This window comes from Chitinophaga lutea, assembly GCF_003813775.1.
GTDB lineage: Bacteria > Bacteroidota > Bacteroidia > Chitinophagales > Chitinophagaceae > Chitinophaga > Chitinophaga lutea.
Genome location: NZ_RPDH01000001.1, coordinates 2,726,634 through 2,753,084 on the forward strand (window position 1 = coordinate 2,726,634; position 26,451 = coordinate 2,753,084).

23 protein-coding genes are annotated in these 26,451 nt (G+C 54.4%); 15 read left to right on the forward strand and 8 right to left on the reverse strand.

Translation table 11 applies throughout. The features are described from left to right. Positions 1-68: 68 nt before the first annotated feature. The 4 genes from rsmA (at position 69) to EGT74_RS11090 (ending at position 2,948) form a co-directional block, all read left to right on the forward strand. Positions 69-821 (forward strand): 16S rRNA (adenine(1518)-N(6)/adenine(1519)-N(6))-dimethyltransferase RsmA, encoded by a 753-nt coding sequence (rsmA, locus tag EGT74_RS11075; RefSeq protein ID WP_123846562.1) that lies wholly within the window; start codon positions 69-71, stop codon positions 819-821. After that, positions 818-1,744 (forward strand): NAD(P)-dependent oxidoreductase, encoded by a 927-nt coding sequence (locus EGT74_RS11080; protein WP_123846563.1) that lies wholly within the window; start codon positions 818-820, stop codon positions 1,742-1,744. The genes rsmA and EGT74_RS11080 overlap by 4 nt, the downstream gene beginning before the upstream one ends. 225 nt (positions 1,745-1,969) lie before the next feature. After that, on the forward strand, positions 1,970-2,443 hold the full coding sequence (greA, locus tag EGT74_RS11085; protein ID WP_123846564.1) for a transcription elongation factor GreA: 474 nt from the start codon (positions 1,970-1,972) through the stop codon (positions 2,441-2,443). Between the two features lie 115 nt (positions 2,444-2,558). Further along, positions 2,559-2,948 (forward strand): HIT family protein, encoded by a 390-nt coding sequence (locus tag EGT74_RS11090; RefSeq protein ID WP_123846565.1) that lies wholly within the window; start codon positions 2,559-2,561, stop codon positions 2,946-2,948. On the opposite strand, the gene EGT74_RS11095 is transcribed toward EGT74_RS11090, so the two are convergent. Both EGT74_RS11095 and ruvC read right to left on the reverse strand, forming a co-directional pair. Next, positions 2,943-3,644, reverse strand: coding sequence for a response regulator transcription factor (locus EGT74_RS11095; RefSeq protein ID WP_123846566.1), 702 nt, complete (start codon positions 3,642-3,644; stop codon positions 2,943-2,945). The two genes, EGT74_RS11090 and EGT74_RS11095, sit on opposite strands and share 6 nt — an antisense overlap. A gap of 164 nt (positions 3,645-3,808) precedes the next feature. Continuing rightward, entirely contained in the window at positions 3,809-4,372 is a 564-nt protein-coding gene (gene ruvC / locus EGT74_RS11100; RefSeq protein WP_123846567.1) for a crossover junction endodeoxyribonuclease RuvC, read from the reverse strand. Between the two features lie 13 nt (positions 4,373-4,385). On the opposite strand from ruvC, the gene EGT74_RS11105 reads away from it, so the two are divergent. From EGT74_RS11105 to EGT74_RS11115, 3 genes are read left to right on the forward strand one after another with little or no spacing between them, the layout of a single operon-like run. Further along, positions 4,386-5,396, forward strand: coding sequence for a lysylphosphatidylglycerol synthase domain-containing protein (locus EGT74_RS11105; RefSeq protein ID WP_158618090.1), 1,011 nt, complete (start codon positions 4,386-4,388; stop codon positions 5,394-5,396). Between the two features lie 3 nt (positions 5,397-5,399). Further along, a complete protein-coding gene (locus EGT74_RS11110; protein WP_123846569.1) occupies positions 5,400-6,191 on the forward strand; it encodes a DUF3108 domain-containing protein in 792 nt (263 codons plus the stop codon). 33 nt (positions 6,192-6,224) lie between these two features. Next, a complete protein-coding gene (locus EGT74_RS11115) occupies positions 6,225-6,929 on the forward strand; it encodes a response regulator transcription factor (protein WP_123846570.1) in 705 nt (234 codons plus the stop codon). A gap of 77 nt (positions 6,930-7,006) precedes the next feature. Here EGT74_RS11115 and ruvB read toward each other — a convergent pair whose 3' ends face one another. Next, positions 7,007-8,032, reverse strand: coding sequence for a Holliday junction branch migration DNA helicase RuvB (gene ruvB / locus EGT74_RS11120; protein WP_123846571.1), 1,026 nt, complete (start codon positions 8,030-8,032; stop codon positions 7,007-7,009). A 51-nt stretch (positions 8,033-8,083) separates the two neighbouring features. Between ruvB and EGT74_RS11125 the strand changes: the two genes are divergently transcribed. Then, a complete protein-coding gene (locus tag EGT74_RS11125; protein WP_123846572.1) occupies positions 8,084-9,064 on the forward strand; it encodes a M20/M25/M40 family metallo-hydrolase in 981 nt (326 codons plus the stop codon). A gap of 86 nt (positions 9,065-9,150) precedes the next feature. On the opposite strand, the gene EGT74_RS11130 is transcribed toward EGT74_RS11125, so the two are convergent. The 3 genes from EGT74_RS11130 to leuS all read right to left on the reverse strand — a co-directional run bounded on the left by EGT74_RS11130 (position 9,151) and on the right by leuS (position 16,249). Then, positions 9,151-10,008, reverse strand: coding sequence for an endonuclease/exonuclease/phosphatase family protein (locus EGT74_RS11130; protein WP_123846573.1), 858 nt, complete (start codon positions 10,006-10,008; stop codon positions 9,151-9,153). 110 nt (positions 10,009-10,118) lie between these two features. Further along, positions 10,119-13,241, reverse strand: a complete 3,123-nt coding sequence (locus EGT74_RS11135) for a S41 family peptidase (RefSeq protein WP_123846574.1) — start codon at positions 13,239-13,241, stop codon at positions 10,119-10,121. Positions 13,242-13,471: 230 nt separating this feature from the next. Then, positions 13,472-16,249 carry a leucine--tRNA ligase gene (gene leuS, locus EGT74_RS11140; protein ID WP_123846575.1) on the reverse strand — a complete coding sequence of 926 codons (2,778 nt, stop codon included), beginning with the start codon at positions 16,247-16,249 and terminating at the stop codon, positions 13,472-13,474. Between the two features lie 168 nt (positions 16,250-16,417). Here leuS and EGT74_RS11145 point away from each other — a divergent pair, with 168 nt between their 5' ends. The 4 genes from EGT74_RS11145 (at position 16,418) to EGT74_RS11160 (ending at position 19,684) form a co-directional block, all read left to right on the forward strand. Then, entirely contained in the window at positions 16,418-17,290 is an 873-nt protein-coding gene (locus EGT74_RS11145; protein ID WP_123846576.1) for a cell division protein FtsX, read from the forward strand. A 22-nt stretch (positions 17,291-17,312) separates the two neighbouring features. Then, positions 17,313-17,561 (forward strand): DUF3098 domain-containing protein, encoded by a 249-nt coding sequence (locus EGT74_RS11150; RefSeq protein ID WP_123846577.1) that lies wholly within the window; start codon positions 17,313-17,315, stop codon positions 17,559-17,561. A 68-nt stretch (positions 17,562-17,629) separates the two neighbouring features. After that, the gene (locus EGT74_RS11155) at positions 17,630-18,424 is read left to right on the forward strand and encodes an undecaprenyl-diphosphate phosphatase (RefSeq protein ID WP_123846578.1); all 795 of its coding nucleotides are present in this window, start codon (positions 17,630-17,632) and stop codon (positions 18,422-18,424) included. Positions 18,425-18,436: 12 nt separating this feature from the next. Next, positions 18,437-19,684, forward strand: coding sequence for an outer membrane beta-barrel protein (locus EGT74_RS11160; protein WP_123846579.1), 1,248 nt, complete (start codon positions 18,437-18,439; stop codon positions 19,682-19,684). Positions 19,685-19,866: 182 nt separating this feature from the next. Here EGT74_RS11160 and EGT74_RS11165 read toward each other — a convergent pair whose 3' ends face one another. Both EGT74_RS11165 and tsaE read right to left on the reverse strand, forming a co-directional pair. After that, complete coding sequence (locus tag EGT74_RS11165; RefSeq protein ID WP_123846580.1) at positions 19,867-21,084, reverse strand: alanine dehydrogenase; 1,218 nt, start codon at positions 21,082-21,084, stop codon at positions 19,867-19,869. A 46-nt stretch (positions 21,085-21,130) separates the two neighbouring features. Then, on the reverse strand, positions 21,131-21,592 hold the full coding sequence (gene tsaE / locus EGT74_RS11170) for a tRNA (adenosine(37)-N6)-threonylcarbamoyltransferase complex ATPase subunit type 1 TsaE (protein ID WP_123846581.1): 462 nt from the start codon (positions 21,590-21,592) through the stop codon (positions 21,131-21,133). A 226-nt stretch (positions 21,593-21,818) separates the two neighbouring features. Between tsaE and EGT74_RS11175 the strand changes: the two genes are divergently transcribed. Genes EGT74_RS11175 through EGT74_RS11185 form a run of 3 tightly spaced genes read left to right on the forward strand, consistent with a single transcriptional unit; the run spans position 21,819 to position 26,446 of the window. Then, entirely contained in the window at positions 21,819-23,879 is a 2,061-nt protein-coding gene (locus tag EGT74_RS11175; protein ID WP_246008186.1) for a heavy metal translocating P-type ATPase, read from the forward strand. 46 nt (positions 23,880-23,925) lie between these two features. Beyond that, complete coding sequence (locus EGT74_RS11180) at positions 23,926-24,531, forward strand: trimeric intracellular cation channel family protein (RefSeq protein WP_123846583.1); 606 nt, start codon at positions 23,926-23,928, stop codon at positions 24,529-24,531. A 16-nt stretch (positions 24,532-24,547) separates the two neighbouring features. Next, positions 24,548-26,446, forward strand: a complete 1,899-nt coding sequence (locus tag EGT74_RS11185; protein ID WP_123846584.1) for a RecQ family ATP-dependent DNA helicase — start codon at positions 24,548-24,550, stop codon at positions 26,444-26,446. The last annotated feature ends 5 nt before the right edge of the window (positions 26,447-26,451 follow it).

Sequence of the window (26,451 nt, forward strand, 5' to 3'; positions counted from 1 at the left end):
GTTGACAGATTGCGGCGTGCAGGGGCAAACTGGAGACTATTCCTTAATTTTGCCCTTCAAACTATTTCATGTATACGCTTAAAAAGTCACTCGGCCAGCATTTTCTCAAAGACGAAAATATGTGCCGGCAGATCGTGGAGGCCATGCCCGTAGAGGAGGGCCTGCAATTGCTGGAAGTGGGGCCGGGTGGCGGCGCTATCACCAAATACCTGCTCGAGATCCCCGGTATCATCTTCCGGGCGGTGGAGCTGGACGCGGAAAAGGTGCAGTACCTCGAAAAGACCTTTCCCGCCATCAAAGGCAAACTCATCAATGAGAGTTTCCTCGACATGCAGCCCCCTTTCACCGGGGAATTTTCCATCATCGGCAACTTCCCCTACAACATATCCACCCAGATCATGTTCCGGGTGCTCGACTGGCGGGCGCAGGTGCCTGCGGTAGTGGGGATGTTCCAGAAAGAGGTGGCGCAGCGCATCGCGGCGGGGCATGGGAATAAGGACTACGGCATCCTGAGCGTGCTGCTGCAGCGCTTTTACAGGGTGGAATACCTCTTTGAGGTGGACGAGCAGAGCTTTAACCCGCCGCCCAAAGTGAAGTCGGCCGTTATCCGCCTCACCCGGCTGGAGGCTCCGCTGGCGGTCAAAAGCGAGAAGAAGTTCAACCTGCTGGTGAAAACGGCCTTCGGGCAGCGCAGGAAACAGCTGCGCAACCCGCTGAAAGGGTTTTTCGATAAGACATTTTTACAGGAACCAATATTTACAAAAAGGGCGGAAGAGCTGTCTGTGGCCGACTTCGTGACCCTTTCCGAACACATGTTATGAGCCAGAAAGTTTTAATTACAGCGAAAGTTCACGAATACCTGATCAATCAACTGGAAGCAAAGGGATACACCGTACAATACGAACCGTCCATTACCTACAACGGGGTGATGGAGGTGATTCACGACTGCAAAGGCCTCATCGTAACCACCCGTATCAGGGTGGATAAGGCGCTGATCGACCAGGCCCCGGCGCTGGAGTGGATAGGCCGCCTGGGCTCCGGGATGGAACTGATAGACGTGCCTTATGCGGAAAGCAAGGGCATTCACTGCGCCAGCAGCCCCGAAGGGAATATGGACACGGTGGGCGAGCAGGCCACAGGCATGCTGATCATGCTCATGCACAACCTGCTGAAAAGCAACCTGGAGCTGCGGCAGTACATCTGGGAGCGCGATGGTAACCGCGCCTGGGAACTTGGCGGCAAAACCATTGCCATCATCGGCTACGGCCACACAGGCAGCAGCTTTGCTCGTAAGCTCCGCGGGTTCGACATGCGCATCCTGGCGTACGATAAATACAAAAAAGGCTACGGCAATGAATATGTGGAAGAATCGGATATGGACACCATTTTCCGGGAAGCGGATATCGTGAGCCTGCACCTGCCCCTCACCGAAGAAACCCGGCACCTGGGGAACGCCGCTTTTTTGGGCAATTTCGCCAAACCGGTGGTGCTGATCAATACTTCCCGGGGGAAGGTGGTGCGCACGGCCGACGTGATCGGCGCGCTGGAAGCCGGCACGCTGGCGGGCGCCTGCCTCGACGTACTCGAAAATGAAAAGCTCGATACCTTCAGCGCAGCGGAAAAAGAACAACTGCAGTTCCTGCTGCAGCACCCGCGTGTGGTGCTCACCCCGCACATTGCCGGTTATTCCCACGAGGCCAGCATCAAAATGGCACAGGTGGTACTGACGAAGCTGGGGATTTAGGGGATTTGTTCAGGTGGAGCATTTTCCCCCACCGGGGGCGGCAACGGGTCACTGCGGCCTTCTTTCAGGCAGCTAAAATCTTTAGAATATTAGCGTTTTTTATATGTGAACGGGAGTTTCCGCCGCATTTTATTTTTGTTATATTTGCAATGATCACACTTAATGACGTCTTTGCGCAAGCGGGGGCGTTAATTTTTTTTTTCTTTATACTAAATCGTTACGGTTATGTCTGGCGTAAATTATGTAACCAAGGAAACCCTTGACCAAATGAGAGACGAGCTTACGCAGCTCAAAACGAAAGGGAGGGCCGAGATAGCGAGAGCCATTTCGGAAGCCCGTGAAAAAGGGGATTTGAAGGAGAACGCAGAATACGACGCAGCTAAAGAAGCGCAGGGCCTCCACGAGGCGAAAATTGCCGTGCTGGAAAACGTCATTGCCAATGCCAGGGTAGTGGAAGCGGATTCCATCGACACATCGAAGGTATCAGTGCTGTGCAAGGTGACCATCACCAACCTGGCCAACAAAAAAACAATGACCTACCAGCTGGTTTCCGAAAAGGAAGCTGACCTGAAACAGGGCAAAATCTCGGTGACTTCCCCCATCGGCAAAGGCCTGCTGGGCAAAAAAGTGGGCGATGAAGCGCTCGTGAACGCTCCCAATGGCAGCATGAAATTCAAAATTGAAAGCATTACCGTGTAAACGGGCACAAATAGTTGTAATAGCTACGATAAAAGGTCTTTGCTCCGGCAAGACCTTTTTCTTTTACGCCGATTGGCGTAGCTTAGCAGTTGGACCTGCTTAATCAATACACGCTATGACTATCTTTTCAAAAATCATCAAAGGCGAAATACCCAGCTATAAAATCGCGGAGAACGAACATTTTTACGCCTTCCTGGATATTTTTCCGCTGGTACAGGGCCACACGCTTATTGTGCCCAAAGTGGAGACCGACAAGTTCTTTGATGTGGACGACCAGTTGCTGGCGGAATGGCTGTTGTTTGCCAAGCCCATCGCCCGCGCCATCGAGCAGGCGATTCCCTGCAACCGGGTAGGTATGAGCGTGGTGGGGCTGGAAGTGCCGCATGCGCATATGCACCTCATCCCGATCAATTCTGCGGATGACCTGAATTTTACACGTCAGAAACTGAAGTTGTCGCAGGAAGAATTTAAAGCAATCCAGGAAAAGATAACGTCGGGTTTATAAGGTCGGGACATAAAACTTGAAGCCGATGCCGTGAAGTGTTTCGAGCTTCACGTCTTTGTCGTCCAGGAAGTGTTTGCGGATCTTCGTGATAAAAACGTCCATGCTGCGGCCCAGGAAGTAATCGTCTTTTCCCCATACGTGGTAAAGGATTTCTTCGCGTTTGAGGGTCTTGTTGGCGTTTTCGCAAAAGAATTTCAGCAGGTCCGCTTCTTTTTGGGTCAGGCTGGCTTTTACTTTGCCGGTTTTGTCCAGCAGCTTCAACTCTCCGTAATCGAAAGTGGTCTTTCCGACGGTAAACGTGGTGCGTTTGTCTGCATTCAGCGGCCTGGTGCGTTTGAGGAATACCTCTATCCGCAGCAGCAGCTCCTGCATGCTGAAAGGTTTGGTTACGTAATCGTCCGCGCCGTGTTTAAATCCGCTGATTTTGTCTTCATCCTGGGATTTGGAGGTAAGGAACAGTATAGGGATCAGATCGTTCCGCTGCCGGATTTGTTTGGCCAGTTCAAAGCCGTTCTTTTTGGGCATAACCACATCCAGCAGGCAAATATCATACAGGCTTTTTTGAAACGTTTTCCAGGCAATGTCCCCATCTGAGCAGTGCGTCACCTCGTATCCGGATTCTTCCAAACGCTTTTTGGTTATAGCACCCAGGTTATAATCATCCTCCACTAGTAGTATTCTAGCCTTCGTATCCATCTACGAAAAAATTAGGGGTGATAAAAGGTATAAAAATCCATTAAAGTAACAATTGTATTTGCGTTTTTTCGGTTCAAGCAAGCAGTTCAGCCATATTTTAGTTCAAAATAAGTACATTTTCTCAATTAACAAACAGCCGCCCGCTTCTATTTGTTCAAATGCGGCTAAGGCTTGCAAACCCGCTCGGGGTGTTGCTGGAGAAATTTTTCCCATCCTTTTGATTTACTGATGCCTGCCAGCGGATTGCTTTCCTGGAAATGATGACAAACGGCTACAGCCAGGGCGTCGGTGGCATCGAGGTATTCGGGCTGCTCGTCGAAGCGGAGGATGCGCTGGAGCATTTGCCAGACCTGCTCTTTATTGGCATTACCGTTCCCGGTAATGGACTGTTTCACTTTCTTGGGAGAATACTCCGCCACGGTGAGCCCGGCCTGCATGGCCGTGGCGATGGCCACTCCCTGGGCGCGGCCCAGTTTCAGCATACTCTGCACGTTTTTCCCGAAAAAGGGGGCCTCGATGGCGCAACAGGCGGGTTTATGCTGGTGAATCAGCTCGTTCATGCGGTGGTGGATGAGCTGGAGCCGCTCGTAATGGTCTTTTTTGGGATTCATCTTCAGTACGTCCATTTCGATAATGACAGCCTGCTTACCGGTAACGGCGATCAGTCCGTACCCCATAATGATCGTTCCCGGGTCGATGCCGAGAATTATTTTTGTATTGTTTGCCAAGCGGAGACTATTTTTGCCAAAATCTGAACAACTGAACAAAAGTACCAAAATAATCCTCAATTATGTGCTGGGCGGCGCCCTGTGTGTGTGGTTAACCTTCGCTATCTACCAACAGATCTTACATCAGCAGAACCTTCCGGCGGCCTGGACGCATATGAAGACCACCGTCATGGAGAAGGGCTGGCTGTTAATGCTGGTGGTGGTGGTGATGATGTTCCTGAACTGGGGGCTGGAAGCCCGCAAATGGCAGCTGCTGGTGCAGCCGCTCGAAGAAGTGCCCTTCCGGCGGGCCTTCGGGGCCATCCTCAGCGGGGTGTCCCTCTCCGTGAACACCCCCAACCGTATCGGGGAATACGGCGGCCGCATCCTTTACCTGCGTAACAAGAACAAACTCAAAGCCATCGCCGCCACCATCGTAGGTAGCTTCTCCCAGCTGATCATCACCATCGTTTTTGGGCTGATTGGCTTTATTTACTATATTAATCAGTATGAAATGACCCGCGGGGGGAATTTCGAACCGGCCGTCAGGGAGAAATTATTGTTAGCTTTTCTGCTGGTTATTTGCACCCTCGTGCTAATACTTTACTTTCGGTTACAGATCATTGTAACCCTGTTTGAAAAAATACCCTGGCTGCGCAAGGTCAAAGTGTTTATCCAGATCATTGCCCGCTATTCCCCCACGGAACTGCGGAAGCTGCTGCTCCTGAGCGCCCTGCGGTATACGGTGTTCTCGGCACAATATTTGATTTTATTATATGCGTTGGGCGTGTCTTTCGTGTGGTGGCAGGGGTTTTTTATGATCAATGTGATTTACCTCGTGATGGCTGTGCTGCCCACCATCGCTATTGCTGAAATTGGGCTTCGCGGCAGTGTTAGCATGCATTTCCTGGGCCTGCTGAGTACAAACGCAGCGGGCATTCTGGCGGCCACGGTGGCCATTTGGCTGATCAACCTGGTGTTGCCGGCCGTGATGGGGAGCCTGTTGCTGCTGGGCGTAAAAATATTCAAGACAAATAGCGATTGATCGATGAAGTATTTTCTGATGTTATTTTGCGGGTTAACCATTGCAGGAGGATCATTTGCCCAAAGCGACTTTTGCGGCATCACCAATACCAGTTTCAACGCAGGTGAATCGCTGACCCTGAAAGTGTTCTATAACCTGGGCAGCATGTTCGTCGGCGCCGGCGAAGCCACCTTCAACTGCAAACTGGAAAAATACAACGGGAAAGATGCTTACCACGTAATAGGGGAAGGACGCACCTACCGCACCTACGACTGGTTCTTCAAAGTGCGCGATAAATACGAAAGTTATATCGATACCGCCACCATGCTCCCCATCCGCTTTATCCGCAACGTCAACGAAGGCGGCTATAAAATCTACAATAACGTGGGCTTCAACCGCGAAACCGGCCAGGCTACCAGCACCAACGGCACCTTCAAAGTGCCCAACTGCATCCAGGACGTGATCAGCGCCATCTACTACGCCCGCAACATCGACTTTTCCAAACATAAGCCCGGGGATAAAATTCCCTTTACGATGTTCCTCGACGACGAAGTGTATGAAATTTATATCCGCTATGTAGGCAAGGAAAATGTAGACACCCGCTACGGCACCTTCCGCGCCATCAAGTTCAAGCCGCTCCTGATCAAAGGCACCATCTTCCAGGGCGGGGAACAGATGACCGTTTGGGTGAGCGACGACGGGAACAAGATACCCCTGCGGATAGACAGCCCCATTTCCGTCGGCAGCATTAAAGTGGACATGATCAATTATGCCAACCTCCGGCACCCCCTCAGCGCCCTGGTGAAAAAAAGATAAGTATATTTGTTACAGTTTAAAAACTAACTGGATATGGAAGAACGTAAACCTAAGATATTGCTGGCAGAAGACGACACCAACCTGGGTATGGTGCTGAAGAACTACCTGGAGCTGAACGATTATGATGTGGAGCTCTGCCGGGACGGCATCCTGGCGCTCGCCGCCTTCCGCCGCGACAAGTTCGACATCTGCCTGCTCGACATCATGATGCCCAATATGGACGGTTTCAAGCTCGCCGAAGAGATCCGCGACGTGGATCCCGACATCCCGCTCTTTTTCCTGTCCGCCAAAACCATGAAGGAAGATATCATCCAGGGCTACAAACTGGGCGCCGACGATTATATCTCCAAACCGTTCGACAGCGAGCTGCTGCTGCTCAAGATCAAAGCCATCCTGAAGCGCAACCAGGAGCTGAACAGCAAGGAAGAAGAACAGTTCGAATTCAAAATAGGGCAGTACGCCTTCAATTCCCGCCTGCGCACCCTTACCAAGGGCGGCGAATCCACGCACACCCTGTCTCCGAAAGAAAACGAGCTGCTGCACATGCTCTGCGAACATAAAAACGACCTGCTGCCGAGGGAAGTGGCCCTTAAAAAGATCTGGGGCAGCGATACCTACTTCAACGGGCGCAGCATGGACGTGTATATCGCCAAACTGCGCAAATACCTGAAAGACGATACCAACATCGAGATCGTGAACATTCACGGCAATGGTTTCAGGCTGGTGGTGAAAGACTGATCACACTAACAAACGACATAAAAAAAGAGCGTGCCGCATTCCAGTGGCACGCTCTTTTTTATGCGGATGATGAATGGTCAGAATAACAGCTGCCCGCCCTTGTTCGGCGTTTTGCCCAGGTGTGTGTAGGCCTTTTCGGTCACCTCACGGCCGCGGGGCGTCCGTTTGATAAAACCTTCCTGGATGAGGAAGGGCTCGTACACCTCTTCGAGTGTGCCCGCCTCTTCGCCCACTGCGGTGGCAATGGTGGTGATGCCGACAGGGCCTCCTTTGAAGTTTTCGATGATCACATTGAGGATGCGGTTATCCATTTCGTCGAGGCCATATTCATCCACGCTCAGTGCGCGGAGGCTGTGCTGCGCGATGCCCATGTCGATCACGCCGTTGCCGATCACCTGTGCAAAATCGCGCACACGGCGCAGCAGGCCGTTGGCGATACGCGGCGTGCCACGCGAGCGGCGCGCTATTTCCATGGCTGCGTCGGATGTGATTTTGGTGCCCAGCAGGCCCGCTGCGCGCCAGAGTATTTTCTGCAAAGTGGCAGCATTGTAATATTCCAGCCTCGATTTGATACCGAAGCGGCTCAGCAGGGGCGCGGTGAGCAATCCCGAGCGGGTGGTGGCGCCGATCAGCGTGAAAGGGTGCAGGTTGATCTGCACCGAACGGGCGCTGGGCCCGGAATCGATCATGATGTCGATGCGGTAGTCTTCCATCGCGGAATAGAGGTATTCCTCCACCACGGTGCTGAGGCGGTGGATTTCATCCACGAACAGCACGTCCTTTTCTTCGAGGTTGGTGAGCAAACCCGCCAGGTCGCCGGGTTTTTCGATCACGGGGCCCGAGGTTTCACGGATGTTCACGCCCAGTTCGTTGGCGACGATGCGGGACAGGGTGGTTTTACCCAGGCCCGGAGGGCCGTGGAAAAGAATGTGATCAAGGGCCTCGCCGCGCTGTTTGGCCGCCTGGATAAATATCTTCAGGTTGCCGATGATCTGCTCCTGCCCCGAGAAATCCATGATTTCCTTCGGCCGGATGCTATTCTCAAACTCCTTCTCTGCGGCGCTAAGCCGGTTCTCATCTGGTCTTATATTAGAATTGGACATGGGATCTCTTTCAACGTCAAATGTATTATTTTTAACCAAATCTTTGTCTATATGAAATTATACTTATCCGGCCTGTGTTGTGCGTTGCTGCTGATCTGTGGGCCGGCAGGCGCCCAGCGCATCAGTAAAGCGGAAGTGAGCCGCATCATTTCGGTGCTGGCGGCCGACAGCATGCAGGGGCGCGCAACCTACTCGCCCGGTATCGAAATGGCTTCCCTGTTCATTGAAGATGAGTTTAAAAAAGCAGGCCTGGAGCCGCTGCCGGGCCTCACCGGTTACCGGCAGGCCTTCGCCACGGTGGGCCGCCGCATACGCCCGGTGGATTCCGTTACGGCGGAAGAAAATCCCCGCTACCTGCACAATGTGGTGGGCATGATCCGCGGTACGGACAAGCCGGAGGAATATGTGATCTTTTCGGGTCACTACGATCATATCGGCATCCAGAAGGCCGAGGCGGAAGATAGTGTCGCCAATGGCGCGGACGACGATGCTTCGGGCATCACGGCCGTTATCCTGCTGGCCAACTATTTCAAACAGCATCCGCCCGCCAGGAGCGTCATCTTTGCCGCATTCACCGCAGAAGAGATCGGCGGCTTCGGCTCGCGTTACTTCTCCCAGCAGCTGGCTCCCGAAAAGATCGTGGCGATGTTCAACATAGAAATGATCGGGAAAGAATCGAAGTTCGGCCGTAACAGCGCGTTCATTACCGGTTTTGAACGATCAGACTTCGGCACCATCCTGCAAAAGAACCTCGAAGCCTCCACGTTCCGTTTTCACCCGGACCCTTATCCGGAGCAGCGATTGTTCTACCGCTCGGACAATGCCACCCTGGCCCGCCTCGGTGTGCCGGCGCATACCATTTCCACCACGCAGATCGATAAAGACACCCTTTATCATTCCGTGAACGACGAAGTGGAAAGCCTGGACATGCAGAACATTGCGGACATCATCGAAGCCATCGCCGTAAGCGCTAAAAGCATCGTTGGCGGGGTAGATGCGCCCACGCGCATTGCGAAGGAAGAAAAACAATAGCATTGAACCGGCGGCCCTGAGCCCCGGCAATAAAAAAAGCGGCTGTATCCGGTGGGACGCAGCCGCTTTTTTTATTGAATCAATGCTTACGGGAAACGCAGTTCCGCCACCACCGAAAAGTGGTCGGATGCAAACAGTCCCTTCCAGGTTTGGGAGATGGTAGCGTGTTTGTTCACGCCCCAGTTCCCTTTCAGGAAAATATAATCGATCGGCTCGTTGCCGATATCGTGGGCGCGGAAGCTGTTGAAAGTGCTGTTAGGGCCGTAATGCGGCGTTTTGCTGATGGCTTTCGCATCGGTGAGGCGCTGAGGGTCCTGCTGGTTCACGATCACCTGGATGGGCTCGTCGGTGGGTGTGGCGTTGAAGTCGCCGGTGATCACCACGGGCGTTTTGCCGGCGATCTCCTGCACTTTTTTCAGCAACAGCTTAGCGCTTTCGCGGCGGGCTACCTTGCCGATATGGTCGAAGTGGGTATTAAAATGATAGAATTCCTTTTTGGTTTTATTGTCGCGGAAGCGGCCGTAGGTCACGATGCGGCAGATGGCGGCATCCCAGCCCTTGCTGCCCACGGTTTCCGGTGTTTCAGACAGCCAGAAGGTACGCTGGTCGAGCAAAGTGAGGCGGGCGGCATCGTAGAAGATGGCGGAAAACTCGCCTTTTTTATCACCGTCGTCGCGGCCCACACCGATGAATTTATAACCGGGCAGCGCCTTGGCCAGGTCGTCCATCTGGTCCCACAGGGCTTCCTGTACGCCCAGCACCTGCGGCTGATGGAAAAGAATCTGCGAGGCCACCTTGTCTTTCCGGTTGGGCCATGCATTCACGCTATCCCGCGGGGTGTTGTAGCGGATATTAAATGTCATTACCGTCAGGGTCTTATCCTGGGCGAAGGTGGTTAATGCGCTTATCAAACAAAGCAGCAGCGCAGACGCGGTCTTTTTCATAGTTACCAAGATAGAAATTTTTTCCGGCGGGTGCAGCGTGTTGACGCAAATTTAACGGCACAAAAAAGGCGCACCTGTACGGTGCGCCCTTTCTATTGCTATGGCAGGTTTTATTTCAGGTCTTTCATGATTTCCTGTACCGCTTTTTCCAGCTGCGGGTCTTTCCCTTCGAGGCGGTCGGTAAACGTGGTTTTCACGTAAATGTCCGGCGCCACGCCTTCTTTCTCGAGGTTCTTCCCGTCGAGCGTATAACAGCCCCAGGAAGGCAGGCGGTAGAAAGAGCCGTCCACCAGTCCTTTCCCGGAGGTGAAAATGATCCAGCGGTAGGTTTCCGTACCGATGATTTTACCCAGTTTCAGGGCTTTAAAACCGGCGGCGGTCATTTCGGCGTCGCTGAGCGACTGCTCATTGATCAGCAGCACGATGGGTTTGCCGGCAGGCGCGAAATTCGGCTGGGGTGAAAGTTTGCCGCCGCGGTACTGCCATTGCAGGTAGGGGCGCTGGGCCAGGAAGCGCAGTACCTCATCATGAACGTTGCCGCCGGTGTTATAACGGAGGTCGAGGATGAGGGCGTCTTTCTGCGCAATTTTCCCGGTCATGTCGATCAGGAATTTATCCAGTTCGCCGGTACCCATATTTTTCATACAGGTGTAAGCGATGCGGTTGTTGCCGAGCTGGTCTACTTTCTTCTCGTTGCTGTAAATCCAGTCGTCGTATAGCTGGTCGCCCAGCTCTCCGATGCTTTGCGGATGCAGCCTTACGTCGAACGGTTTGCCGCCGCGCTCGAAGGTGAGGGTGATTTCCCGCTCAAATGAAGGCCGGGTAAAATACTGGTCGCGGCAGGCGGCTTTGTTCACCGTTTCGCCGTTTACTTTGGTGAGCACGTCGCCGGGTTTTACATCCACCCCTGATTTGTCCGCATTGCTGTTGGGTACGATGCTTTCCACGGTGTAAGGTTTCTGCTGGTCGAACAGGATGCCCGTTTCCATGGTGCGGTAGCTGAGGGCGATTTTTTCGTCTTCGCCGCCGGTGTTGAAGCCGAGGTGCGAAGAGTTCAGTTCGCCGAGCATGTCGTTGAGCAGTACGCGCAGGTCGCCGCGGTTATTGATGTACGGCAGATAACGGGCATAGTCGTCGCGCACCTTGCTCCAGTTGGTGCCGTGGAAGTCGGCGTTATAGAAGTTCTCTTCCACGTTGGCCCAGGTTTCGTAGAAAATCTGGTCGAATTCCTGGCGCAGGTTGCGGTAGAAGGGGGTGCTGATGTTGATGCCTTCGATTTTGTTGGCATCGGGGTTCAGCTTCTGGATGTTGCCGCCGGCGAGCATGTACAGCTTGCCGTCTGCCTCCACGATGCTGCCGCCGCCGCTTTCCGTACCGGCGATTTTATCCGTTTTGGACGCCTCGAACGGTTCGGAAACGGTTTTCCAGATACCGGGCTTGCCGTCGTGATTGGAAGAATAATAAACGGTGGTCTTTTCTCCTTTTTTATTGATGAAGATCGGGCCATACTGCGAACCGAAATCGGGGCTTACGAGCTCAATCCGCTTCATGATGCGCGCGGTGTTGATATCGATGGAAGACGGTGCGGGCGAGGCTTTGGAGGTGTCTTTCTTTTCCTCCTTTCTAAACAGCTCGTCGAACTTGTCCGCACGGAACGGCGCATCGAATTTGTCGAGCGCGAGGCGGTAAATCCTTGGGTTGTTGAGGCCGAAAGGATACGCCGGCTTGGTGCGGGAGGAAGTGAAATAAATGTACTTTCCGTCGGGCGACCAGTACGGATTCGTTTCTGTGACACCGGTATTGGTGAGGTTGACGGTGGTATTTTTTTTCAGGTTATGCACCATGATGTCCTGCTCGAAATTGCGGAAAGCGGTGAACACCACGTATTCGTCGTTCGGTGAAAAGCGCGGATCGGCATTCTGGAAGGCCCAAAGCTCGTCTTTGGCGATGGTGCGTGAATCCAGCGTTTTCAGATCCAACACCCGCACTTCATCGCGGCCGCTGAGATATACGGCCATGGTGCGGGTTTTGTTCATGTTGATGTCGCGGTTGCTCCTTTTGTCTTTGGTCAGCTCTTTAGGCGTGCCTTTGCCGTCTGCCGCCACGGTGTAGAGGTTCTGGTAGCCGTTCAGCGTCTGGTTAAAGAGCAGGGTGCGGTTATCGGCCATCCACAACACTTCCAGGGCGCGTTCCGCGGGCCGGGGGATCTGGCGCACGAATTTCCCTTCGATGTCAGACACAAAAATCTCGCCGCGGGAAATAAAGGCAAGCTTTTTCCCGTCGGGCGATACATCGAAATTGGAGATTTTATCTTTTACGTCAAACCCTTGTTCCTTGGGTAACACGGGGTTCCGGTATATTTTGATGGGTACTTTTTCAGCCTTGCCGGAAGCCACATCGTACAGCCATACCTGGTAGTCTTTTTCAAACACCACCTTCCCGCCGTCTGCATTGGCAAACGGGCGTTTGATGGAGGTGGAAAAGCTGGTGAGGGCTTTTTTCTGCCCGTTGCTGAAGGTATAGAGGTTGTATTCGCCGTTCGCTTCGTCCGATGCGAAATAGATGGCGCCTTTTTTATCGATGGTGGCCCAGAAGTCTTTGCCGCGGTAATCGGTATACCGCTTGTAAGCTTTGGTGGCGGGGATATACGACTGAATATCGGGGTTGAAATCGCCCTTATATCTTTTACGGTTGGCCTGGAAGCTGCTCTCCCAGGTGTCGTTGAAGAACAGTTCGCCGCTGGTGGGGTGTTCCACCACGTTGTGCGTTACGTTGAAATAGTGGTTAAACACCCGTGCGGGTGTGCCGCCTTCGATGCCGAGCTTGTAGCTGGCGGCGTTGCCGCTGCGGCTGGAGGCGAAATAAACGTATTTCGAGTCCCAGCTCCAGGATTCGAGCTGATCGCCCGCCTCGTGCATGGTGAGCTGCCTGATTTCACCGCCCTGCAGCGGCATCAGGAAAATATCGGCGTTACCGTACTGGAAGGCGGTAAAGGCCACCCATTTCCCGTCGGGCGATATTTTAGGGAGTATTTCGTTGCCCTGCATGGCGGTGAGGCGAACGGCCTGGGGATTCTGTACATCGGCTTTCCAGAGGTCGCCTTCAAAGCTGAACACCACGGTTTTGCCGTCGGGGCTGAGCGTAGGGTATGTGGTGAAGTAGGCTTCCGTGCTTTGTGCGTAGACCGGGAGGGATAGTGCGGCTGACAGTAAGCCTGCTAACAATGATCTCATAAGCTGCAAGATTTTAGTTTTCCATGGGAAATTAAGAAGGAAATGGGGTTTGCCGAAACCGTTCGTCATGTATTTTGAGGAAAATGGGATGAAACAGGGGGCTGAAAAGGCCGGGAACCCGCCCAGGCATGATAAGAAGAAATGATACTGCGGTGGCGGCGCAGACCCTGTAAAATTATAAAGGCCGCTTGTTACAAGCGGCCTTTATCTATCAGACATTGAGTGTGTGCTTATATCACCACGTTGATCATCTTCCCTTTCACAAAAATCACCTTCTTCGGTGGTTTGCCTTCCGTCCATTTCAGTATCACTTCATTGGCCAGTGCGATGGCGGAAACTTCCGCTTCCGTGGCTTCGAGTGAAATGTTGATGGTGGTGCGGAGTTTGCCGTTTACAGACACGGGATATTCCTTGGTGCTTTCGGTCACGTATTGCGCGTCGAAAACGGGGAAAGCTGCATCCAGCACGGAGCCGCTGTTGCCGATGAGGTGCCACAGCTCCTCGCATACGTGCGGGGCGTAGGGCGTCAGCAGTACCAGCAATTGTTCGAGGATGGCTTTTTTATGGCACTTCAGGTCGGTGAGCTCGTTCACGCACACCATAAAGCCGCTCACGGCGGTGTTGAACGAAAGCCGCTCGGAATCCTCTTCGATTTTACGGATGGTTTTATGGAGCGCCTTCAGTTCTTCTGCTGTGGGGGCCGCGTTCTGTACGATGAGGCCTTTTTGTTCGTCTGCAAACAGGCGCCAGAATTTTTTGAGGAAGCGGTGCACGCCTTCGATCCCTTTTGTTTCCCAGGGCTTGCTTTGCTCCACCGGGCCGAGGAACATTTCGTACATGCGGAAGGTGTCCGCACCGAATCTGTCTACCACCACATCGGGGTTTACCGTATTGAAGAGGCGTTTGCTCATTTTTTCGGTCAGCGTGCCGCAGATGTATTTCCCGTCTTCGAGGATGAACTGTGCCGTGGCATACTCCGCGCGCCAGTTTTTAAAGGCGTTGAGGTCAAGTTCCAGCCCGTCTACGATGTTCACGTCCACGTGCAGCTCGTCGGTCTCATACTGGTCGCGGAGGCCGGCGGAAACGAACTGGTTGGTGCCGCGCAGGCGGTACACGAGGCGGGAGCTGCCGGTGATCATGCCCTGGTTCACCAGTTTTTTATACGGTTCGTCGAAGCCGATGTGCCCGAGGTCGAACAGTACTTTCGTCCACATCCGGGAATACAGCAGGTGGCCCACGGCGTGCTCGGTGCCGCCGATGTAAAGGTCTACCTGGCCCCAGTAGTCGGATATTTTACGGTCGCAGAAATTACTGTCGTTGTTCGGGTCCATATACCGGAGGAAATACCAGCTGCTGCCGGCATAACCGGGCATGGTGCTGGTTTCGCGGCGCAGGGAGGTACCGGGTTCCGCGGGCAGGTTCACCCAGCCGGTAATATTGGCCAACGGGCCTTCGCCGTCTTCACCGGGCGTGTAGTGCTCCACGTGGGGCAGTTCCAGCGGCAGTTCATCCGGGTTCATGGCCTCGGGAACGCCGTTGCGGTATACGATCGGGAAGGGCTCGCCCCAGTAACGCTGGCGGCTGAAGCCGGCGTCGCGCATTTTATAGTTAATCTGCCTTTTGCCGATGCCGAGTGTCTCAATTTTACTGATCACCATCTCCATGGCTTCTTTCATCTCCACGCCGGTGATGAAGTTGCTGTTGAAGAGTTTGCCTTCCTTGGTGGGATTGGCTTCCTCGCCATTGAACGCATCGCCCAGGATGTTGGTGATGGGGATGTTGAAGTGTTTGGCAAAGTTGAAATCGCGCTGGTCGCCGCAGGGCACGGCCATAATGGCCCCGGTGCCGTAGCCGGCCAGTACGTATTCGGATATCCAGATGGGGATCTGGCGGCCGTCGAACGGGTTGATGGCGTATGCGCCGGTGAAACAGCCGGTGATGAGTTTCACGTCGGCCATCCGCTCGCGTTCGGAACGGCTCTGCACGTAATCTTTATAGTCGTTTACGGCCTGCATCTGCGCTTCGCTCGTAATCGCGTCTACCAGTTCATGCTCAGGGGCCACCACCATGAAATCCACCCCGAAAATAGTGTCGGGGCGGGTGGTGTACACCACGAGGCTTTCCATGCTGCCGGCGATGTTGAACTTGATTTCGGCACCCTGGCTTTTACCTATCCAGTTGCGCTGCATATCTTTCATGGCTTCGCTGAAGGTCACTTTCTCCAGGCCTTCGAGCAGGCGGTCTGCATACTCCGTGATACGCAGGAACCACTGCCGCATTTTTTTCTTGATCACAGGGTGGCCGCCGCGTTCGCTGACGCCGTTGATCACCTCGTCATTAGCCAGTACTGTACCGAGGGCGGGGCACCAGTTCACTTCCGCGTAGGCCAGGTAGCCGAGGCGGTATTCCATGAGGATTTCCTGCTGTTGTTCGTACGTATAGTCGTTCCAGCTGTCGGCGCTGAAGCGGATGGCGCGGTCGCCGGGGCATTCGTGGTGCAGGTTGCCTTCCGCCTCGAAAATGCGCACGAGGGTTTCGATCTTCTCTGCTTTGCCGGCCTGGCGATTGTACCAGCTGCCGAACAGCTGCAGGAAGATGCGCTGCGTCCATTTATAGTAAGAGGGGTCGCTGGTGCGGATTTCGCGGCTCCAGTCGTACGAAAACCCGATATTGTCCAGCTGGCTCCGGAAAGCCCGGATGTTCTGCTCCGTGGTTACGGCCGGATGCTGCCCTGTTTCCAGCGCATATTGCTCCGCCGGCAGCCCGAAGGCGTCGTAACCCATGGGGTGCAGCACATTAAAGCCTTTGAGGCGTTTATAACGGGCGTAAATGTCCGACGCGATGTAACCCAGCGGATGCCCCACATGGAGGCCCGCCCCGGAGGGGTAGGGGAACATGTCCAGCACATAACATTTGGGCTTCGTACTGGTGTTGCTTATCTTGTAAGCACCGGTTTCAACCCAGTGCTGCTGCCATTTTCGCTCTATTTGCCTGAAATTATACTCCATACCAGAATGGCCCCGGTGAGGGGCGTTTATAGTAAATTAAATATTTATGCCTCAATTTCCAACCGGTGTTCATATGCATATAATAAAAAATGTTAAAATACCGTTTGGGATGGCAAAAGTAAACATAACTGCCAATTTTTATTATTTTCGCCTCTAAACTATCGATGAATGGCTCAATCAGGGAAATCGTCAGCAAAGAAATCGAAGCCTTCTTATATCTATTCGATCATCGGGATCACGCTTGTGCTGCTGCTGCTCGGAGTGCTCGGTCTTTTTATGATTAACGCCAAAAAGCTGAGTGACTACTATAAGGAAAGCATAGAATTGCAGGTGATCCTCAGGGACAATGTAAAGGAACCACAGGCTTTGTTATTAAAAGATTCACTCGCCGTTTTGCCGTTTGTACGGAAGATCCAGTACGTGTCGAAGGATATGGCGGCTGAAAGATTCAAAAAAGAGAACCCGGAGGAAAATTTCGCTGTACTGGGCTTCAACCCCCTGTATGCGAGCATCGATATCAGCCTGTATGCGCGTTATGTGCATCCGGACAGCCTCGCCGCCATCGAGAAAAACATCGCAGGTCGCAGCACCGTACGGGAACTGTACTACCAGCGCACCCTGGTGAGCGAGGTACTGGATAAGGCCAAGTCCATCGGCCTGGTTATCCTGGTGATCTGTATCATCATGGCGATCGTGGTGCTGTTCCTGATCGATAATACCATCCGCCTGGCGATGTTCAGCAACCGTTTCCTGATCAAAACCATGCAGATGGTGGGCGCTACACGCTGGTTCATCGCCAAGCCATTCGATATCCGGAGCATCATCAACGGCGGCATCAGTGCCCTGCTGGCCATTGCCGGCCTGATCGTGCTGATCTATTTCGCGGAATCCGCGCTGCCCGAGGTGAGAAGCATGCGGGACTATTTTATGACGGGGCTGCTGTTCCTCGGTTTGATCGTGATCGGCATCGGCATTTCGCTGGTCAGCACGCACCGTTCGGTGATGAAGTACCTGAAGCTGAAGCTGGATGATTTATATTGATTAAAAAGTTCATACACACAATATGTCTAAAGAAATTAAAGAAACCGAAGGGCGCAGCCTCTTCGGCAAGAGCAACTACCAGCTGATGCTGGGCGGCGTGGTGCTGATCGTGATCGGCTTTCTGCTCATGATGGGCGGCGGCGGCAACGATGCCAGCCGTTTTTCACCGGAAGAAGTATACAGCTTCCGCCGCATCACCCTGGCGCCTATCGTTATCCTGATCGGGCTGGGCGTGGAGGCTTACGCGATCATGCGCAAACCGAAACAATAACAAACGGGCATACATTATTATATCCACGGCGATGATCAACATCATCGCTTTTCTTATTTGAATGAACCATGAGCATAATTGAAGCTATCATCATCGCAATTGTAGAGGGATTAACCGAGTTTATACCCGTATCGTCCACCGGCCACATGATCATCGCCAGCAGCCTGATGGGCATCAACAAAGACGAATTCACCAAACTGTTCGAAGTCTGCATCCAGCTGGGCGCCATCCTGGCCGTAGTGGTGCTGTACTGGAAGAAGTTCTTCAATTTCAGCAAACCGTCTTTTTATTTCAAGCTGTTGCTGGGCGTGCTGCCGGCTCTCATCCTGGGCTACCTGCTGGGCGACCAGATCGACGCCCTGCTTGAAAAACCCGAAGTGGTAGGCGCCACCCTGTTTTTGGGCGGCATCGTGCTGCTGTTCGTCGACAAGTGGTTCAAGAACCCCACCATCGATACCGACGAAAAGATGGATTATTTCAAAGCCATCCGCATCGGCCTGTTCCAGTGCCTTGCCCTCATTCCCGGTGTGAGCCGCAGCGCGGCCACCATCATCGGCGGGATGCAGCAGAAACTGACGCGCCACGCCGCCGCCGAATTTTCTTTCTTCCTGGCGGTGCCTACCATGGCTGCCGCTACAGGATATAAACTGCTGAAACACCATGAGCTGCTGACCAGCTCCGCGGAAAATATCAAACTGCTGCTGATCGGCAACGTCGTAGCCTTCGTGGTGGCCATGCTCGCCATCAAGTTCTTCATCGGGGCGCTGCAGAAATACGGATTCAAAATGTGGGGATACTACCGCATCATTGTCGGTATCATTATTCTCGCGGCCTTTTTTATGGGCTATAAACTGGAAGCTTAAAACCCCCAATAGTTGAAATCTCTGTACCTCTTCTGTGCCGGCATGCTGCTGGCATATGCCGCATCGGCGCAACGCAATTATGTACCCGGTGCGTTACTGCTCCTTAACGGCGACAGCCTTTCCGGGCAAATCGATTACCGGAAATGGGACATTAACCCGCTTACGGTGAGTTTCCGGGAAGGAGACAACGCCGCTGCCAAAGAGTATGTTCCTGCCGATATCAAAGGTTTCCGCATCCGCGAGAACCAGGAAACCTACCTGTCGCTGCCGGCGGTGATGGACGTCACCAACGAAAAACTGGATGTATTGTCGTTCCGCCCCGACCGTGATACGATTACCGGCAATCACTTCATGCGGGTGCTGATGACAGGCCCCGTGCAGCTGTTGTTGTACGCCGACCGCAATCACCGGCAGCACTTTTTTATCATCGAAAAAGACAGCGTTACGCAACTGGTGAAAAAAATGGTGTTCATCGGCGACAGAAACTCGCCGGACTACGGCAAACTGAAAACGCATCATTTCTACCGCCAGCAATTGGTGGTGGCCTTGGGCGACTGTGTGCCCGCGCGCCAGCTGGCCGGTCTCGATTATTCGGAGACTGCCCTGCGCAGGGTGCTGCAGCAATATGTGGCCTGCCGCTATCCCGGCCAGCAGGTGGAACTGCCGAAAAAAGATAAAGACCTCCGTGTGTCCCTGGGCGTAATGGGTGGGGCCGGTCTGAACATGTACCGTTTTTCGGGAGTGCATCCCATGGCGCTGGGTCAATACGGCCCGCAGGCGGCACCGGTGATCGGTGTTTTCCTGGATGTACCTATTTCCCGCAACCGCCAGAAGCTGGCCTGGACCAACGAGCTCATTTATACGAGCCGCGCCGTCCGGGGCAACTGGAGCAAAAACGGCTTTTTGAACGAAGTGGATGTGCAGGAACATTATGTGCAGGTGCAAACGCTCGTTAAATATACTTTCCCCACCGGCACCTGGCGCCCTTATTTCAATGCAGGCATGACCGGCGCCATTTATATCGGCGGGAAAGACGAGTTGCGCAAAACACGTGAAAACGATGGCAGCCTGGTAGAAGCGACTACTGCGCTCGACGGCGGGCGGGAGTTCTTCCTGCCGCTGCTGATAGGGGCGGGTGTCCGGTATAACAGGCTGCATACGGAACTGCGGGTGATATTGCCCAACAACATGAGCCCTTACGAAGCACTGTCGGCTACTGCCATCACACCGCAACTGCTGGTGCGATATACATTGTTCTGAGCCCGTACAGCACCTATTGTTCCATTGCCGGAGCCGCTGCAAAAGGATGTCCATCACAATGAATATCTCCGCATTGCCGGAGTAAAAAAAGAAGCCTGTGTGATCTTTATTCCCTGGGGGAACAGGGCAAATCTTGAATCGACGCAATAAAAAAAGAGGCTGTTTTCGCAGCCTCTTTTTTATTATCCCTTTACTGCCAGCAGCAGCTCCAGGTCCGTATACTTCAATTTGAATTTTTCGCTGAGGTGGTAGTTGGTGAGGGCGCCTTTGTAGAGGTAAATCCCGTTGCGCACGCCGCGCTTTATCCATACGAGGTTCTCGAACCCGCCGTCGTCCGCCGCTTCGAGCAGCAGCGGCATCAGCACGTTGCTGATGGCCTGTGAGGCGGTGCCGGCAAAGCCGGAGGGAATATTGGGCACGCAGTAGTGGATCACGTCATATTTCTTGAATACGGGGTTTTCGTGCGAGGTGATTTCGGAGGTTTCAAAACACCCGCCCCGGTCGATGCTCACATCTACGATTACCGACCCTGCTTTCATGTGGCTCACCATTGATTCGGTGACAACGATGGGGGTGCGGCCGCTCTGGGACGACAGTGCGCCGACGGCCACGTCCGCATTACGGAGTTGTTCCGCCAGCACGCGGGGTTGTATCACGGAGGTGAATACACGCACGCCGATGTTATTCTGGAGCCTTTTGAGCTTGTAAATATTGTTGTCGAATACTTTTACCGAAGATCCCAGTGCAAGGGCTGTACGGGCCGCAAATTCGCCTACGATGCCCGCCCCGATGATCACCACCTTGGTGGGAGGGATGCCGGTAATGCCGCCCAGCAATATGCCCTTGCCGCGGTTGCTGTTGCTGAGGTACTGCCCGGCGATGAGCATCACCGCCCCGCCGGCTATTTCACTCATGGCGCGCACGATGGGATAAGTGCCCGCATCGTCTTTCAGGTTTTCGAATGAGAGCAGGGTGATGCGTTTGTCCATCATCTTCTGCAGCTGCTCGGCTTTCAGTACAGACAGGTGGATGGGGGAGATCACGATCTGGTGGGGGCGGAGCAGCTCTATTTCCTCGTCGTTGAGGGGAGCCGATTTCACGATGATGTCTGCCTTGAACACCTCTTTTTTCTCGTAAACGATTTCGGCGCCGGCTTCGGAATAATCCGTGTCGTAGAAGTGGGAACCGTCTCCCGCCTTATGTTCCACCACAATGTGATGGCCATTGTTGCTCAGGATGCTCACCGCGTCCGGGGTCAGTGCGATGCGGCTTTCCTGGAAGGAAGTCTCCTTGGGGATGCCAATGAATAAACGGGAATTTTTTTGTGGAATATCCAGCGTTTCTTCCAGCGGAGAATAAGTAAATCCGGCACTCACAACAGGTTTTTGCCTTTGCTCCATAATCGTAGACAATTGTATGTTAGGTCACTATTCAAAGATACATTTATTATTGCAGGGAAGGTGCAAAATGCCCGGGTTCCGCGTGGCCGGCGTGGAGCTTCCGCTTGTGGTCCGGGGTAACGGTCAGGTAAATGTGCACGGTGCCGGCGGGCAGCAGGGGGGCCACCAGCTCGGGCCATTCCACGAAACAGATGGCGTCCGGGTGGTAAAGGCAGTCTTCCACACCCGCTTCCACGGCTTCTTCGAGACTTTTGAGGCGGTAGAGGTCGAGGTGGTAGATAATCTTTTCGCGCCCGCTACCGTCTGCATACCGGTATTCGTTAATGATGGAAAAAGTGGGGCTGGCCGTGGCGTCTTCCACGCCTTTGGCGGCGCAGAGCTCCTTGATCAGCGTGGTTTTACCTGCTCCCATTTCCCCTGTCAGGGCGAAAACCTGTTCCCGGGGGAAGGCAGACCAGAACTGGCGGGCCACTTCCGGCAGCTCCGCATGTGCAAATGTCAATCTCATACGCTTTGGGCCTTAAACAGGGTTTAAAATTAGCAATTCCGCGGCGGAAAATGGCACCGCCGTTGCATTAATTCCCAAAAGCAGCAGGGAAGCCGTGTATCCCGCCCCGGGCCCGGGAAAAAGCACCCGGGTTGCATAAATAATCCCGCGCTGCAAGCGGGTTTGTGGTAATTTTACGGTGTCAGCATTTTAAGCCATGGAAACGATCAGTTGTAAAGTAAAAGGAATGAATTGCTCCAGTTGCGCACTGACCATCTCCAAATACCTCGAAAAAAAGGGGGTGGAGGATGTAGCGATCAGTGTGGCCACGGAAGAGCTGCGTTTTAACCTCCCCGAAGGCGCCAGCGCCGACGAAGTCATCAATGGCATCAATAATCTCGGTTATGAAGTGGTGCTGCCCAACCAGGGTGGCAAAACCAAACCGTTCTATACCACGCTCCGTTTTAAATTCCTGTTCAGTCTTGTTTTCACCGCACCGCTCATGCTGCACATGGTGGCGGACTGGCATTGGCTGCATAACCCCTGGGTGCAGCTGGCGCTCACCATACCGGTGTATGCCACGGGCATGCTGCATTTCGGGCGGAGCGCCCTGCGCTCGCTGCGCAACGGCATCGCCAATATGGATGTCCTCATCACCCTGGGCGCCACGGCTGCTTTTGTGTACAGCCTCATCGGAACGCTGCAGCACCTGGGCCCGGACTATCTTTTTTATGAGACTACCGCCGCCATTCTCACGCTCGTGTTTTTGGGCAACCTGCTCGAGGAGAAATCGGTGAAATCCACCACCACGGCCATCGCGGAGCTGGCGCGCCTGCAGCATACCCACGCAAAGCGGCTCAACGATGCGGGGGAAGTAGAGGAAGTCGATAACAGCGAACTGCGTACGGGCGACCGGGTACTGGTCAATACCGGCGATAAAATCCCCATGGACGGCACCATTTACTGGGGCGGCGGCCATGTCAACGAATCGATGATCACCGGCGAAAGCGAGCCCGTGAACCGCCGCGAAAAGGATAAAGTGATCGGCGGCACCATCCTGGAAGAAGGCAGCATCAAAATATTCATTACCGCTACGGGGAAAGACACCGTGCTGTCGTACATCATCAACCTGGTGAAGCAGGCGCAGAGCAACAAACCGCCCATGCAGAAACTGGCGGACAGGATCAGCGCCATTTTCGTACCGGTGGTGCTGGGCATCGCCCTGCTTACCTTCCTCGGCTGGTACTTCATCGGTCAGACCCCGCTGTCTACCGCCATGATGCGCAGCATCGCCGTGCTGGTGATTGCCTGCCCCTGCGCGATGGGCCTCGCTACGCCCGCCGCCGTGATGGTGGGCCTTGGCCGCGCCGCCCGCAACGGCATCCTCATCAAGGGAGCGCATACGCTGGAAGCGTTCCGTAACATCCGCCAGATCGTGTTTGATAAAACGGGCACACTCACCACGGGTAAGTTGCAGATCGGCCGCTGGGAAACCGCCATGGAGCCGGATGAGTTCCGTTCCGTGGTGTTCAGCCTCGAAAAATATTCCTCCCATCCCATCGCCCGCTCCATTGTGGCGCTCTGGAAGGGTGTGGGAGAAACCGCCCTGCAGCAGGTTAGGGAACAGAAAGGCGTGGGCATGCAGGCGAAAGATAAAGCAGGTAACGAGTGGCAGTTAGGCTCGTACCTGATGGCCCGCGGCGCTACCGGCGACGATTCGCATAATATCTACCTGCTGAAGAACGGCGAGCTGATGGGCTGGATCGATTTCATCGATGAGCTGCGCCCCGAAGCGCAGCAGGTAATGGCGCAGCTGAAACAGGCCGGTATCCGCACCATCCTGCTGAGCGGCGACATGCGGCGCAAATGCGAACAGCTGGCGCAACAACTGGGCATCGACGAAGTGTATGCCGAACAATCCCCCGCGCAGAAGCTGCAGCAAATAGAAGACCTGATGCAACAGGCCCCTACGGCCATGGTGGGCGACGGCATCAACGATGCGCCCGCACTCGCCAAGGCCAGCATCGGCATATCACTCAGCGACGCCACGCAGGTGGCCATGCAAAGCGCCAACGTCATCCTGCTCAACGGTCATCTCAGCGCGTTGCCGCTGGCCATGGGGCTGGGCAAACATACCTATCTCACCATCAAACAGAACCTGTTCTGGGCCTTTGCCTACAACGTGGTGGCGATACCGGTCGCCGCGCTGGGTTTCCTGAATCCCATCCTGGCCGCGCTCGTGATGGGGCTCTCCGATGTGGTGCTGGCCATCAATTCGGTGCGGCTGCGGTTTAAAAAAGTAATCTGACCGATTTATCGTTAATTCGCGTATTGCATTGTAATGCGCACCAACTATGATCTACTGGTTAGACCTCATCGGCACGTTCGTGTTTGCCATATCCGGCGCGCTCGCTGCCTGGGATAAAAAAATGTACCACGATATTTTCGGGGTGAGTTTTACGGCTTTCGTCACCTCCATCGGCGGCGGCACCATGCGCGACCTCATCCTCGGCGTACGGCCCGTGTGGGTCGGCGATAAAAACTATATCATCGCCATCGCCTTCGGCGTACTGGTGACGATCCTCTTCCGCGCCCGCCTGCTGCGCGTGCGCCGCGGCATTTTCCTCTTCGATACCATCGGCATCGGGTTTTATACCGTCATCGGTTTGCAGAAAGCCTTGCTCTATGGAGTGCATCCCTGGGCCGCCGTTATCCTCGGCATGATATCCGCCATTTTCGGCGGGGTGATCAGGGATATGATGGTGAATGAAATCCCCCTGATCTTCAGCCGCCAGATCTATGCCACGGCCTGCCTTGCCGGCGCCGCGCTGTACATCGGGCTGCGCCACGTAGGTGTGGATGAAGACTGGAACATGATCGCCAGTATTTTACTGGTGATCGCCATCCGCCTCACCTCGCTCAAAAAAGGATGGTCGTTGCCGTATTTGCAGAAAGAATAGCGCTAAATTTGCCTGCTTGGTAACCGCACATTCCATATTACACCGATTCTGGGGCTTTCAGCAATTCCGGCCTTTGCAGGAAGATATCGTGAACTCCATCGCCGCCGGCCGCGATACACTGGCCCTGCTGCCTACGGGCGGCGGGAAGTCCATTTGTTTCCAGGTGCCTGCCATGATGAAGGAAGGGCTTTGCCTGGTGGTGACGCCGCTCATCGCCCTGATGAAAGACCAGGTGGAAAACCTCAACAAACGGGGCATCCCCGCTTTCGCCATCTACGCGGGCATGCAGACGCGCGACGTGGAAAAGGTACTGGCGCTGGCCCGCGAAGGGGAAATCAAGTTCCTCTACGTGTCGCCGGAACGGTTGCAGAGCAGGCGTTTCCTCTGGTATTGCGAAGTGCTGCCCGTGCGCCTCATCGCGGTAGACGAAGCGCACTGTATCTCGCAGTGGGGCTATGATTTCCGGCCCGCATACCTCCAGATCGCCACTATCCGCGAACACTTTCCCAACGCGCCCATACTGGCGCTAACGGCCACGGCTACACCCAAAGTACGGGAAGACATCTGCCAGCAGTTACAGCTGCGCGACCCGGCCGTATTCGTCAAGAGTTTCGCGCGGGCCAATCTTTCCTACAGCGTGGTGGAGGAAGAAGGGAAACTGGGCCGCATCAAACAGATACTCGAACGGGTGCCCGGCAGCGCCATCATTTATTGCCGCAACCGCCGGCAAACCAAAGACATCGCCGGCATGCTCGGCGCGCAGGGCATCGAAGCGAGCTACTATCACGCCGGCCTCGCCCAGGCGGAGCGCACCGCCCGCCAGGAAGCCTGGGTCAACAATGAAACCCGTGTGATGGTGTGCACCAACGCCTTCGGGATGGGAATCGACAAACCCGATGTAAGAATGGTGATACATGCGGATGTGCCCGACAGCATCGAAGCGTACTACCAGGAAGCCGGCCGCGCCGGCCGCGATGAAGAAAAGGCCTATGCCGTGCTGCTGTACAACGAACGCGACCTCGAAGAGCTCAAAGCCCGCATCCCGCTGCAATTCCCGTCGCTCGACGAAATAAGGGCCGTGTACCAGGCCGTCGTGAACTACCTGCAGGTGCCGGTAGGCTCGGAGGGAGTCTACTACGATTTTGATATCAACGACTTTGTAAAACGCTTCGGCCTCAACATCACCGTGGCGTTCCGCGCGCTGCGCATCCTCGAGCAGGAGGGCGTCTGGCAGCTGAGCGAGAGCGTGTACCTGCCGTCCAAACTGGAATTCGTCACCAGCCGCGATGCGTTGTTCGAATATGAAGAACGCCACCCGGACCTGGAGCCGGTTATCCAGACCCTGCTCCGCACCTACGAAGGCATCTTCGATAACCCCGTGCCCGTGTTCGAAAAACAGATCGCGCGGATCATGCGGGTGGATGAGGAAGATGTGATACACGACCTGCAGATGCTGCATAACCAGGCCCTGCTGCGGTATTATCCGCGGAAAGACCAACCTCAGCTTTGTTTCCTTGAAGAAAGGCTGCCCGCACAGCATTTGCGGGTGAATATGGCGCGGATCGAAGAAAGGCGCAAGGCCATGGAAGCACGCATAGCCGCCGTTTCCGCTTATGCGCGCACCGGCAGCCAGTGCCGCACCCGGCAGTTGGTGGCATACTTCGGCGAAAAAGACGCCAAACCCTGCGGCGTATGTGATGTATGTGTGAAAAAGGAAAAAGGCGAACTGCAGTCCAAAGAGTTCGGCCGCCTCACTACCGCGATCATGGCGGCTTTAGACGGGAAAATCAGCCTGCAGGCGCTGATGCAGAAAGTGGATGCAGAGGAAAGCAGGGTGTTGGAAACCCTGCAGTTCCTGGTTGCAGAAGGTTTTGTATTGCGCGATGAAGACGGGATGCTCTCGCCTACGGCATAACGTTC